Origin of the sequence: Bacteroides reticulotermitis JCM 10512 (assembly GCF_000517545.1) — a bacterium.
GTDB classification, from domain to species: Bacteria; Bacteroidota; Bacteroidia; order Bacteroidales; family Bacteroidaceae; genus Bacteroides; species Bacteroides reticulotermitis.
The window spans coordinates 59,306-72,721 of sequence record NZ_BAIV01000022.1 but is presented as its reverse complement, the minus strand read 5'-3'; the positions used below and the strand labels follow the sequence as shown (position 1 = coordinate 72,721).

General features: G+C 48.3%; 7 protein-coding genes and 3 pseudogenes. 2 read left to right on the top strand and 8 right to left on the bottom strand.

Going from position 1 to position 13,416, the window contains the following annotated elements; genetic code table 11:
* Window positions 1-54: 54 nt before the first annotated feature.
* From JCM10512_RS13630 to JCM10512_RS24645, 8 genes and pseudogenes are all read right to left on the bottom strand, one after another.
* On the bottom strand, window positions 55-1,155 hold the full coding sequence (locus JCM10512_RS13630) for a fimbrillin family protein (protein WP_044163855.1): 1,101 nt from the start codon (window positions 1,153-1,155) through the stop codon (window positions 55-57).
* An 18-nt stretch (window positions 1,156-1,173) separates the two neighbouring features.
* Complete coding sequence (locus JCM10512_RS13625) at window positions 1,174-2,187, bottom strand: fimbrillin family protein (RefSeq protein ID WP_044163853.1); 1,014 nt, start codon at window positions 2,185-2,187, stop codon at window positions 1,174-1,176.
* 53 nt (window positions 2,188-2,240) lie between these two features.
* Window positions 2,241-4,340 carry a fimbrillin family protein gene (locus tag JCM10512_RS21440; RefSeq protein WP_052517222.1) on the bottom strand — a complete coding sequence of 700 codons (2,100 nt, stop codon included), beginning with the start codon at window positions 4,338-4,340 and terminating at the stop codon, window positions 2,241-2,243.
* Between the two features lie 53 nt (window positions 4,341-4,393).
* On the bottom strand, window positions 4,394-5,281 hold the full coding sequence (locus JCM10512_RS13615; RefSeq protein ID WP_044163851.1) for a hypothetical protein: 888 nt from the start codon (window positions 5,279-5,281) through the stop codon (window positions 4,394-4,396).
* Window positions 5,278-5,820 (bottom strand): hypothetical protein, encoded by a 543-nt coding sequence (locus JCM10512_RS21435; protein WP_052517221.1) that lies wholly within the window; start codon window positions 5,818-5,820, stop codon window positions 5,278-5,280. Before JCM10512_RS21435 ends, JCM10512_RS13615 begins: the two co-directional genes overlap by 4 nt.
* Window positions 5,821-5,924: 104 nt before the next feature.
* The gene (locus JCM10512_RS21430; RefSeq protein ID WP_148298402.1) at window positions 5,925-6,593 is read right to left on the bottom strand and encodes a DUF3868 domain-containing protein; all 669 of its coding nucleotides are present in this window, start codon (window positions 6,591-6,593) and stop codon (window positions 5,925-5,927) included.
* A gap of 15 nt (window positions 6,594-6,608) precedes the next feature.
* Complete coding sequence (locus JCM10512_RS13605; RefSeq protein WP_044163848.1) at window positions 6,609-7,184, bottom strand: DUF3575 domain-containing protein; 576 nt, start codon at window positions 7,182-7,184, stop codon at window positions 6,609-6,611.
* Window positions 7,185-7,969: 785 nt separating this feature from the next.
* A pseudogene (locus JCM10512_RS24645) lies at window positions 7,970-9,849 on the bottom strand (AAA domain-containing protein).
* 116 nt (window positions 9,850-9,965) lie between these two features.
* Here JCM10512_RS24645 and JCM10512_RS13595 point away from each other — a divergent pair.
* A pseudogene (locus JCM10512_RS13595) lies at window positions 9,966-12,208 on the top strand (aconitate hydratase).
* Between the two features lie 3 nt (window positions 12,209-12,211).
* Window positions 12,212-13,410 (top strand): annotated as a pseudogene (icd, locus tag JCM10512_RS13590) (NADP-dependent isocitrate dehydrogenase).
* The last annotated feature ends 6 nt before the right edge of the window (window positions 13,411-13,416 follow it).

Sequence of the window (13,416 nt, the reverse complement as noted above, 5' to 3'; positions counted from 1 at the left end):
AGGTAGTACACCTTTATATAGTTGTTTACACATGTCTTTATTCACTTTACTTTGTTATTCAATTACTACCGTACTCGTTCCCTTGTAGTCCCATTCAACCAATTGTCCTTCGATCTTGATCGTTGGCGTGATAGGCGGAATAGCTGTGTATTGCAGCTTGACCAATAGAACGGTGGTTTTACCCATCTCAAGAGTAACAGGCGTCTCGTCGAGCTGCTTGAACTGGTCTAAAGTGTATTCTCCACCCACCTCAGTATCGATGCTTGTGTCTTTCACTTTGAAGACCAGACTGCTCAAGGCTACCGTATTCACACCGGCGGTTTGTGGCAATAGATAACTGGTTGAAGTTGTGGAGTTATCGTATGGTATCGTTGCCGGAGTTCCCGTTGGCGATACCAGCGTATAGGCTGTTTGCGAGGCCGCTCCACCTGCCGGGTTGGCCAGTGTCCACTGCGAAGAAACCAGGTTGAAACTACCCTGTGTAACTTTCGTGTTAACAATCAACGACGTGATTCGTAACTGATTCACCGGATGTCCGCTAGAGAGCACATTACCGTCCTGATCTACTGCGATCACTCTTACCACCAATTTAGCCATGGCATGTTTGAAGTCGAGTAGAACCGAAACCCTTGATTTATTATAGTTGCCCACCACGTTGGTGTATAGCAAATCGGGGAAGAAGCTACCTGCAGTACCATTCTGTACAGTCAGGTTCATATCACTTGTCGGACGAGTGATCCGGGATTCAACGCTCGGTATGGGGCTGTATGCCACGAAACCCAGGTATTTGTTAGGTTCGAAAGGCCAATACTTGACCGAACTTAACGAGATGGGGTATTCCAAATATCCATGTTCCCAAGTAGCGTTACCGATTGTACCCACTTCATGATTCAGGTATAAGTTGCTTGTTAGCCATCCTGATGCGGCGGGTAACGGTGATTCGGTCGCAACATTGGCGGCTACGATACCCACCTTGTCACCGTTGGTGAACGTGGTGGCACGTGTCATGCTTGCGACCGCAGCTGTCGGAAGATTGGTGTTGAAGGATATAGGAACTAGCTCCGTGTCCGGTGCTGCAACTTCATTGTTGCAGCCGGACAAAGCCAATAGTCCGAATATTCCCATCACTGTAGTATGATAAATATATTTCTTCATTATCTTGAGCTTTTCGGATTATTGTATGATGATACTTCCACCCGTTCCATTAAGCCATGGGGCTACGGTTGCACTGATTTGTAACTCCGTCTTTGCTAATGTGATGTTGAATACATGGTTCTCACCTGCCTTGAAGTTGTAGCTCTCAATCTCGGCATTGTAAGTCTGTCCGTTCAGCGTTATAGTAGCAATTGCGGTCTTGCTGCCACCGACTGTTCCGATAACCTGAGGCATAACCAATGCTTGATAGCTAGCAACGGCCGTACCCTTACCCTCAACTGTGTTCGGAGTAATCGATGTCGGAGAGAAGGAAGCGGTTGCTGTGCCGGTAGGAGTTGCCGTGCCGGCCACTACATTCACGGTACCCGATAGCTTGAAGTTAGTCAGTTTAATAACACTCGGAACCAAATCGGAAGCGGTAAATCCTGCACCGTTGAATAGGTTAATCGTTACCTTGCTCAATACGTGTTGGAAGTTCAGTGATACATTCGCGCTACCGGCGTTAATAACTCCGTTAGTGCCCGAAGGAGCAGCGATTATAATATCGTCTTTATGTGCATTGGTAACCCCGGTGCTCTTGCAAACCCATGGGAAAGTACTAGCACCCGAAGCAACCGTAGGCAGATCTGCGGAGAATACGCCGGTTAGCTTCTCACCTGTTTGGAAATCATCTCTGAACCAAGGAGAAGTCGAAGTGATAGCATTGTTGTTGTAGGTATAAATAGTCTGTGCACTTGTCACATTGCTACCCGATACTTTGTAGAATTTAATCTGGTCACCGTTCTCAAAACCACTAGCTGATGCGGCTGCCTCTGCAAATGAAAGGAAGAGGTTGTGCATCTGGCTTGTCCAATCGGTTACGCTAACAGATACTTTCAGGTCGGATGCCTTGATGTCGATAATCAGGTTGGTGATCTCTCCGGCTTTGTATACGATATTCGCGTCATGCGTAAGCTTATACTGACGATTGCCTACGAGTGGGAAGTCGATAACAACGATATTCGATCCGGTAGTAACCGTCTGTGGTTGCAAGTAAGCCGAAGTAACGATGTCGGTATTGTTCGGAGAATCCAGTGTGATTGTACCTACCTGAGTTCCCGGTGTATATACACCTGATTCATCGTTCCACCGATTTGATAGCCCGGAAGGGTGATCTTAGCTGCTTTCAATTGAGCCGCTGTGTAGGTGCTCGATGTCAGTTTGATTCTTACCTGAGCAACACGGTGTGCCATGTTCAGGTTGAGAGCCGTATTGGTTTTACCGCCATCGTTTACCAGCGGAGTAGCTGTGATATAATCTTTCGATTGATTGTTAGCCGGAGTAGCGTTTATTTCCGGACGTGTGATCGAAGCATACAGCAAACCGGTATTATCGATGTTCTCCCAATAGAGAGGAGCGGATGAATCGCTGTATTGCCAGTCGTTGGCTGTTGAGTTGTAGGTGAAGTGGCCCGGAACCGCTGCGCTGCTTGTGTACAGGAAGAGTTGGTCGCCATTCTTCAAGTCGCCTTCATTAGTTGCGAGGGTTGCTTTACCGATTTGTACCGTCTTGTTGATCGCGTCTTGTTCTACCCAGTCAACCACCTTGGTGCTGATTAAAACATTGGCTTTCTTCACGTCCAGAATCAATTTGTAAGCTGTTCCCGCTTGGTAGATAAAGTCGGAAGCGTCTTCTTTCACTTCATACGTACGGCCGTTGATAACTACTTTTGCAAGTAGGTTTCCTTTGGCAATGGTTTGCGGAGGGAATATGGCAACCCCGTTTTCCGGAGTGATCGTTCCCGTGCCTGTACCTACTACGAATGTACCTGTTGTTTCGTTCAATGTACCGCTGTTCAGGTAGTTCGGCAAAGTAACCGCTGCCCCTTTCAGGTCGGCTGCTGTAAATGTTCCGTCAGTCGATTTTAGTTCGACAGTCAGTTTGGAACCAACATGCTTCATCAATAGGTTTACCCCTTTGTATTGGCCTACGGCTACATCGTCCGAAACCAAAATATCATCCATCTGTGTACTGTTTAGTTTGGCAGCCAACACAGAAGTAGCGCGGAAGTCCACCGGATCTCCATAGATGTTTTCCCAATAAAGCGGGGCGAGTGGAGTCCATAGATCGGCTGTTTCGTTATAGGTAAAGTTACCGGCCAATGCAAATTCCGGATTGGCTACGGCGGTACCTGTTGACGTTTGAGTCTCTTTCAGGTAAAGTTTCAGTTGTTCGTTATCTTTAAAATCGGCGTTCGTACCCAGATCGGTTACCAAACGTACCACTTCCATCGACTTCGTAGTGCCTTCGCTCCATGGTTCGATTGTAGCTGTAATCACCGCCGGAGTAGTTCTCAGCTTCACGTTGAACGTGTATTTATAGCCGCTTTTCAATTCGAGATCGCTAGCCATCGTCGCTGTGTAGGTACCTCCGGCAGCTGTTGTAACCGCGAAAGTAACTCCTTCACCAACCGCGCGAGGCAGCAAGATACCTTGTCCGCTGTTGTTCTTCAACGGGATTTGGATATCGGCATTGGAGTCGTCTTTGACCGACAGCTTTTCGCCCATCAGGTCGTAGTCGGCTTGGGTCTTCATCCCTTTCAGAACGAGTTTACAACCCGTCAGGTCGATAGGCGCGTCTGCATCTAAGTTTACAATCACCTTTGATAGGCGGTGGTAGAACTTCAGATCCACATTCGGCTGATCTTTCGAATTGCTATTGTTGGTATGCACCGCTGTCATCAAGTCGATAGATGCCAAATCGGTCTGGCTTACCACATCGACTGCTTTCACGAAATTGGCAGGCAGTGAGCTGGTGTACGGATAGTATGCTTTGAAAGTAACTTGGCTTCCGTTGACCGGAAAATACATGATCTTATCTACCGAACTTGGCATGAACCGTCCGTCGCCGAGCGATGTCAGGTAGTCTTGGTTGCTGTAACCCTGCACAACACCCACAGGTGGTTGTCCGCTTCTCTGTGCGGGTAGGGGATACTCTAACATGGTAATTCCGATGTGGTCATTAGCTGCCCAAACAGCATCTGTGGCGCGAGTAACGCCGCTTTTCTCAGACGAACCGACTCCTGCTGAAATGTTGGCAGGGGTTTGATCCGTTATGGCTGAAAGTTGCTCATCCGAGTTGCAAGCTGTAGCCAAAATGGTCAGTACAGAACAGCCTAGGATTGATTTATGAATAACTGATTTCATACGCTATTGTAATTATAAGATTTTCTAAAAATTAATAAGGTTCATTCTCTTTGTTAATGGGCGTCCATCCATATCTCAGGACCGGACTTCCAATCTTCTATCGTAACTTGGAAGTCGGCTCCCAACTGGATGACAAGCTCGATAACCCAGGGAGAAGTAACCTCCTTGGTATGGAAACCATCCAATTCTTGAGTCAGGTCGAAGGTGTATGGTTTGCTAAGCCCTCCGTTATAGTTGAGGGTTAGGTCGAGTATCTGCGATACGTTTCCGTCCACACCCAACAGGCGGCGTCCATTCGTCTGAAAGCCTTTGTCGTCTGTCGAATTGAGCGGGTAGTTGACCGATCCGGTAGATAGAGCGGGGTGCTCTTTCGGACCATTGTTGGCGAACGCTTTGTTCAAGTCACGCGAAAGTGTGACTCCCTTGATTATACCTGAGAATGAATTGATAAACGAAGTGTTGTTCCCTACGAACTTCACTTTGAGAATCAAGACACGCGTCTGTACCAAGGTCGGTACGTCGTAGTTGATTATTTGCCAATCGGGAACGGTTGCCGGAATATCAATGTTGCGGTAACCTCCTACAAAGTCGCTCGGATCGAGTACCGTACCGTCGGTATCGGTGGCTACACTTACTACGGTGCGGTCAACGGTAACCTTATCGTCAGCCCCCTTTACAGGGATCACTGTATGGGTGCCTTTATACAATTCGAGCACCTTGTCACTACCTATCTCTACCGGCTGGGCGCTGCCATTCGGGAAGATGATGGTGGTCTGGGTGTTCTTCAACTCCACGTGATCGCCCAATCCCAGTTCCACCGGGGTGATAGGCGTTATGGTGTATTGCCCGTAACAGTTCTCCGTATCGTAATCCTTTTTGATACAAGAGTTTAGTAGCAGAGGCAAGACTGCCCATGAAATCTTATAGATTGATTTTATCATTTCTGTTCCTCCTCCAATAAGGTGATGCGTTTCATATTACTTTGAGCAGCCGGTGAACTCATATCCGCTTTCTTCAGGTATTTCTTCGCTGCTTCCAGGTTGCCGCGTTCCAGCTCCATGGCGGCCGCGTTCAGGTTAGCTTCGGGACTATCGGGGAACACACGTACGGCGGCTTCCATGATTTCGTTATACTCGGCAGAACCCTTTTCACAGAGCTGGGCTGCGTTGTACATCTCGAAAAGACTCAGTTGAGACGGATCTTGTTTAGCCATGATGCGCGCCTGTGCCGGGGTGAAGTTCGGAAGAACGTATTCGATTTCATAGTCCGAATGGCGGAGTGCCGGGAACCAGTGCTGGCTGATGTATAGGTAGGTTTCGCCCAAGCGTTTGAGCAACTGCTCTTTGTTGTCCGGGTGGATGTCTTGATGAGCGATTTCGAGAATGCGGTCTCTGTCTTTCAAGTCCGATTCTCTGGCAAAGCGGACAAGGCCCTCCCAATCTTCCGGTGTATAACCAGTGGTAAACAACGAGTCGGCCATGCCGAATTTATCGATGATGTATTTCTTGAGTGCTTGTGTACGCTCTTTCGCTAAGAAAGCATTGTGCGTATACGGACTCTCGGGTGAAGCATATCCGTGAATGCTTATCGACCGTACATCTCTGTTCTTAAACCCTTGCAGGTACTGTCTATCCGTGCCAATTCTACCGGATTCTTGCGGTAGTCGGGGTAAATCACGGTCTTGTTTACCGGGAAGTCAATGTAGGCTGTTCCTTTGAATACACGACGTTTTACCGTTTCATTAACCGGGGTACAGTATTGAATTTCAGGTATTTCGTATAGCTTCGGAATACCGGTCAACTGGTTGGTTGTCGTTTCTTCCTGATTGTTGCCGCATGCGCATAGTTCTTGTTCCAGTAGGACGTTTCCGCCTTTCATCCAAGCTTCATAGGGCACTGAGCCTTGGTAGTTGATCACTTGTTCCTTGTGGTTCTTGCGACGTAGTACCTGACTACCTGCTATCGGCAAACGGTTCTTTCTTTTGGAAATGATTTCGCGTTTCCGTCCGTATATGTACACGGGTGTCAACAGTGCTTCCTGACTGCCGTTTCGTACAACGGGCGTGATGATCAGCATACGGTTCGAACTGATTTTCAAGTCTTTCGGCAATACCAGATCCATATTCACGTCTAAGGTCTTCTTATCGGATATTCGGACGTCAATATTCTCCGTTCGAGCTTCTTCTATGGAGAGATTCTGCCCATTTGCATAATTACATAGCAAAAGGGTACAAAGTAGGAGTAGATTTTTCATTTACTTGATTGGATTTTAGAATAAATAGACGAGACTGAGCGCAGCTTTGGTCGGACCGAAGTAGTTTTTAGTCTGGTCTTTTTTAAGTCGTTTGCCGCAGTCTTTACACTGGTACTTGTCGTAGTGAATGAGCGCATATCCGGCACCGATGTTGGCTTCCAAATTCCAATGTTTGCCTAGCACCCATTGGTATCCATAGGAGATACCGGCTCCGATAAACTCGCCTTCGTAGCGGTTGTCCTTCAGCTTGGTCCACATCCCAAAGGGCATGTCAACACCTCCCACGTTGAAAACGCCGGCATGAGCATGTATACCCACGAAGGAACCACTGAAGCGTTCGCAGAACCAAAAGCGGTATTCCGGTTGCACCATTAGAAGTTTGAAAGACTTATTATCCCCAAAATTCCAAGGATTGTAGTTCACATAGAGATCCAACGTCCTTTTTGGGGAAAGCCCGATCTCTGCTGCTAGATTTAGAGTTGTAGTTGCGTCGGCTATCACGTTTGATTTCAGAGCAACATCCTGAGACCTAGCTGAGTTAGCAATGCATAACAAAGCCACGATAATAAAAAAACCTTTAGATTTAACCATTATTTGAATAAATTACTTGTATATACTGTCCCTTTTATTTATATGTCTTTAGAATGTACAAGTGCTAAGACAAATAAGTGTAAGAAATGGATTAAAATGCAAACGATATTTTATCTATTTTAACTTTAGTGAGGATTTAAACTTGATTTAATTAATTAAATATTACGGAAGTTGACTAAAATATACAAGTTTAAAATGCCGGTTGACGTAAATTGTTTGCACTTTTTAACTCAACTATCTATTTGGATCGATGATATTGCTTCAGAGATACCCTGAGCGAACCTGATGAGTTAGTTGGTGGATTGAAGGTTTGCTCATCCTTGAGTAGAAAATACAAGAATTTGGTGCTATCCTAATCATTAGCCCCTCTTGGCTTTGAAGAAAACTTGTATTTCTTCAAAGCGGTAATTCCGTAGGATTGAGTATTCGTTTTAAGTAAACTGAGCATTTGAGTGAGGTAAACCGCGTAGTAGGTTGGGGCAACCTGAGTACTTGGGCTGCGTAACCGAAGTTCTTGATTCAGGTTACTTGAGTTTTAAACTGTTAATACCTGATGAATAGAGTATTAATAGCTAAAGCCCAAGCTATTAATACTTGAAAAGTTGGCCATATTAAACCGAATTCAAGTGATTCCAGAACCATTTGGATGCTAAAACCATCTAAATATCCGGTAACTATTGGGCTAAACGAAAGCTAATTTGCACCTAAAGTGAGGAAGGACCCTAAGCTTGTTGTACTAAATATCGCGAGCGGGCTTTATCAGCGGATGCCCGCGTGAGTTCTTATTACCGGTTGATAAACTCCAGCAGCTTCCGGTAGAAGGGATGTTTGGCTAAAGTCGTAGCCTCTCCCAGGATAACCAGTTTCATCCGGGCACGTGTGATGGCTACATTCATTCTTCGCAGATCGTTGAGGAATCCGATTTGTCCGCTTTCGTTAGCACGTACCAGACTGATAAAAATCACGTCCCGTTCTTGTCCTTGGAAACCGTCGACTGTGTTCACGGTGATAAGGCTACGGAAAGGCCGGAAGAAACTGTTTCCCTTTATCTTGCCACGTAGGTATTGTACCTGAGCTTTGTAGGGAGAAATCAGTCCGAAGTCGATGCGTTCATCCAAGATGCGCTGTTTGCCGATATGCAAGATGTAAGCTTCCAGTTTTTCCAGCAACAGGTTTGCTTCTTGCTTGTTGATACGTCCGAAACTTTCGCCAACGAACTCTTCGTGATAATCCAGTTCCGACGTATCTATCCAACTCATGGGATCGTCGAAGTCGAGTATTCCCCGGTGACGGATTTCGGGCGCAGCTTCTAACTCCCCGTGATAGAACCACTCGGAGGAGAAGCGCATGATCTCTTCGTGCATCCGGTATTGCATCTTCAACAGAGAAACGGCATCGGGCTTCCGGTCGACAACTTTTTCCATCAGTGTGTGGTCCAACCCTCCCCGGATTGCTTCGATACATTTGATCGTAGGAGGTAGTTGACAGTGGTCGCCCGCCAGCACAACCCGGTCGGCTTTGCGGATGGCTATCCAGCAAGCAGCTTCGAGTGCTTGTGCAGCTTCGTCGATAAACAGGGTAGGGAAGCGGCGGCCATTGAGTAGCCGGTGACTGCTGCTTACCAGTGTGGAAGCTATCACGCGGCTCCGTCGAATAGATCGGCATTGATCAGAATCTCCAACTCGGTGGCCCGATCGCGTAGCCGGCTCATGCGGTTGCGCAAACTCTCCCGTTCGGAGTAGTTCTTCCGGCGCAGCTGACCGTTCAGTTCCCGGATTGACTTGCGGATTCCCCAAAGTTCGGGATAAGCGGGATGATTCTCGAAACGTCTCTCGTAGGTGAACGACAACATCTTATCATTCACTCGGGAAGGGTTGCCGATGCGGAGTACGGGTACACCACGGTCGACCAACTTCTCGCTAATCCAATCCACGGCCGTGTTGCTTTGTGCGCAGACAAGCACTTGCGGTTCGCGGTGAAGCGTTTCATAAATAGCCTCTACCAGCGTAGTAGTCTTTCCCGTTCCCGGAGGACCGTGCACGATGGCTACGTCCCGGGCACATAATACCTTGTTGACGGCTGTTTCCTGGGTACTGTTCAACCACGGAAAGCGTACCGGATGAAGTTCACGGAAACCGGGCTTGGCTGTTCCCAGTAAGATTTCCCGGAGTTCCGCCAGGCGATTCCCTTTGGCAGCGAGCACCTCTTCCAACGCATCGAACATGGCGCGGTAAGACGTTTCGTCAAAGTAAAGCTGCACGCCCAGTTGCTCTTCGGCCTGTATGTCAGCCAAAGCGCTTGCACCGGGTAGTACCACCACCATCCGCTCTTCATCGGCATAGCTGACTGCGGCGGTGAAGTTCATATAGGTCACTTTCCCGTCGAACGATTGTCGGAAGAAGCAGACCGGACGCCCGAATTCAAAAGCGTGTTCGATCTCCTTGTCCTCATTCCGTAGGATCTCTATCACCAATTGGTTCAGTGAGTTATAGTAACTCTTTCCCGGGTAGGCGGGATACCAGCAGAGGCCACGTTTTACTTTACGGGCCACTCCCATGGTTTCGGTTTGTCGTTGGAACTCCTCCTTCTCATACTCATACTCCATCCGGAGCAGAAGCTGTTGTCGTTGAAGGTCGGCTATCGGGCTTTTTGAATCATTATTCATAACGGGCTCAAAGGTAATAATTCTTCGCCCTGAAGCGGAAAAATATTACATTTTGTTAAACATAACCGGCTTATTGTTCGTTCTTTTTATAGATAGACATTAAAAAAGACAGCAATATGATGTATGACGAGAAAATGTTGGAGGCCTTCTATTCAACTTACAAGGGAAAGATAGAACACGTGCGGGCCGTTTTGAAACGTCCTTTAACGTTGGCCGAAAAGATTCTGTATGCTCATCTGTATGACGTGAGCGGTTTGAAAAATTATAAGCGTGGCGAAGACTATGTTAATTTCCGTCCCGACCGTGTGGCTATGCAGGACGCAACTGCCCAGATGGCGTTGCTCCAATTTATGAATGCGGGACAAGAACAGGCAGCCGTCCCTTCGACGGTACATTGCGACCATCTCATTCAGGCGTATAAAGGGGCGCAGGAAGATATTGCTACTGCTACCCGGACCAATGAAGAGGTCTACGACTTTTTGCGTGATGTCTCTTCCCGTTACGGAATCGGTTTCTGGAAACCGGGAGCGGGGATTATTCATCAGGTAGTGCTCGAGAATTACGCCTTTCCCGGCGGTATGATGGTGGGAACCGATTCTCACACGCCCAATGCCGGTGGATTGGGTATGGTAGCCATTGGAGTAGGCGGAGCCGATGCCGTGGATGTGATGACAGGTATGGAATGGGAACTGAAGATGCCCAAGATTATTGGTGTAAAGTTGACCGGTACACTCAACGGATGGGCCTCACCGAAAGACGTGATCCTCAAGTTGGCAGGCATCCTGACTGTGAAAGGCGGTACAAATGCCATTATCGAGTATTTCGGCACCGGAACCTCCTCACTGTCGGCAACGGGTAAAGCTACCATTTGTAACATGGGTGCTGAAGTAGGTGCTACCACCTCGCTCTTTCCTTACGATGAGCGTATGGCTGTATATCTGCAAGCCACCGGAAGAAAACGGATCGTCGAGTTGGCGGAATCGGTTGTTGCTGACTTGCGTGCCGATGAGGCTGTGATTAGTGAACCTGAAAAATACTACGATCGCATTATCGAGATCAATCTAACTGAGTTAGAACCCTATATAAACGGACCTTTTACACCGGATGCGGCAACGCTATTTCCGAGTTTGCCGAAAAGGTGTTGCGGAATGGTTATCCGCGGAAGATGGAAGTCGGACTGATTGGTTCGTGTACCAACTCTTCTTATCAGGACTTAAGCCGTGCCGCTTCGTTGGCGCGTCAGGTAGCCGAAAAGAAATTGTCTGTCGCTTCCCCGCTGATTATCAATCCCGGTTCCGAACAGATCCGGGCCACTGCGGAGAGAGACGGCATGATGGATGAGTTCCAAGAGATCGGAGCCGTGATTATGGCGAATGCCTGCGGACCCTGCATCGGACAGTGGAAGCGTCATACCGACGACCCCACCCGTAAGAATTCCATCGTTACCTCGTTCAACCGTAACTTTGCCAAGCGAGCCGACGGCAACCCGAACACCTATGCGTTCGTTGCTTCGCCGGAGTTGACTATGGCTCTTACCATTGCCGGTGACCTCTGTTTCAATCCGCTGAAAGATCGGTTGATGAATCACGATGGAGAGAAAGTAAAATTGGCCGAACCGGTAGGCGACGAGTTGCCGTTGCACGGTTTTACCTCCGGAGATGGCGGATACATGGCTCCCACCGGCTCCGGAACGGCAGTCGAAGTGAATCCCGCGTCCCAGCGTTTGCAATTGCTCACACCTTTTCCCGCATGGGAAGGAAGTGACCTGCTCGATATGCCTTTGTTGATTAAGGCACAAGGCAAATGCACCACCGACCACATCTCTATGGCAGGCCCGTGGTTGCGTTTCCGGGGACATCTGGAAAACATTTCCGACAATATGCTTATGGGAGCGGTAAACGCGTTCAACGGTGAGACGAATAGCGTATGGAGTCGTTTGACGAATGCGTACGACACCGTTTCCGGCACAGCCAAGGCGTATAAATCCGAAGGGATCTCTTCCATCGTTGTAGCCGAAGAGAACTACGGTGAAGGTTCCAGCCGGGAGCATGCCGCCATGGAGCCTCGTTTCCTTAATGTACGTGTGATACTGGCTAAGAGTTTTGCCCGTATTCACGAAACAAACCTCAAGAAACAAGGCATGCTTGCCCTTACCTTTGTCGATAAAGCCGACTATGACAAAGTACGGGAACACGACCGCTTGTCCGTTACCGGGCTGAAAGAGTTTGCCCCCGGACGTAACCTGACCGTTACCCTTCACCATGAAGACGGAACGAAAGAGAGTTTTGAAACACAACATACTTATAACGAACAGCAGATTGCCTGGTTCCGTGCCGGCTCTGCCCTTAATGCCAGATGATAGATGAGTAAAATAAGCATGCAAGCCGACGGTACGCTTCGAGTACCGGATTATCCAACCATTCCCTATATTACGGGCGATGGGGTAGGGAGTGAAGTGACTCCTGCTATGCAACAAGTTGTTAATGCCGCTGTTCAAAAAGCCTATGCCGGTAAACGCCGGATTGAATGGAAAGAGGTCCTTGCCGGCGAACGAGCTTTTCAAGCTACCGGTTCGTGGTTGCCGGACGAAACGATGGATGTCTTCAACGAATACCTGATCGGTATCAAAGGACCGCTTACCACGCCGGTAGGTGGAGGAATCCGATCGCTCAACGTAGCCTTGCGGCAGACACTCGATCTGTATGTATGCCTTCGTCCCGTACGTTGGTACACCGGTATTCATACGCCGCTGAATGAACCGGAGAAAGTGAATATGTGCATCTTCCGTGAGAATACTGAAGACATCTATGCCGGTATCGAATGGGAAGCGGGAACCCCCGAAGCTGAGAAGTTCTATCGATTCCTGCGCGACGAGATGGGCGTTACCAAAGTCCGTTTCCCGGAGACCTCCTCTTTTGGCGTGAAGCGGTATCCCGCGAAGGGACTGAGAGACTGGTACGTGCCGCCTGTCAGTATGCGATCGACAACCATCTTCCCTCCGTTACTTTGGTGCATAAGGGAAATATCATGAAATTTACCGAAGGCGGTTTCAAGAAGTGGGGATACGAATTGGCGCAACGCGAGTTTGCCGATGCCCTGGCCGACGGCAGTCTGGTCATCAAAGACTGCATAGCCGATGCCTTCTTGCAAAACACCTTGCTTACGCCCGAAGAATATTCCGTCATAGCTACTTTGAACCTGAATGGAGATTATGTGTCCGACCAGTTGGCAGCCATGGTCGGTGGTATCGGTATCGCTCCCGGAGCGAATATCAATTACCGTACGGGGCATGCCATCTTTGAAGCCACCCACGGTACCGCGCCCAATATTGCCGGTAAAAACGTAGTCAATCCCTGTTCCATCATTCTCTCAGCCGTGATGATGTTGCAGTATCTGGGTTGGGACAAGGCCGCTGTTCTGGTAGAGAAAGCGTTGGAAGAGAACTTTATGAACGGTCGGGCTACTGCAGACCTGGCTCGTTTCATGCCCGGTGGAGTAACCTTGTCCACGACAGCCTTTGCCGATGAAATAGCAGAAAAAATAGAGAGTGTAAACAAATAAATGAAT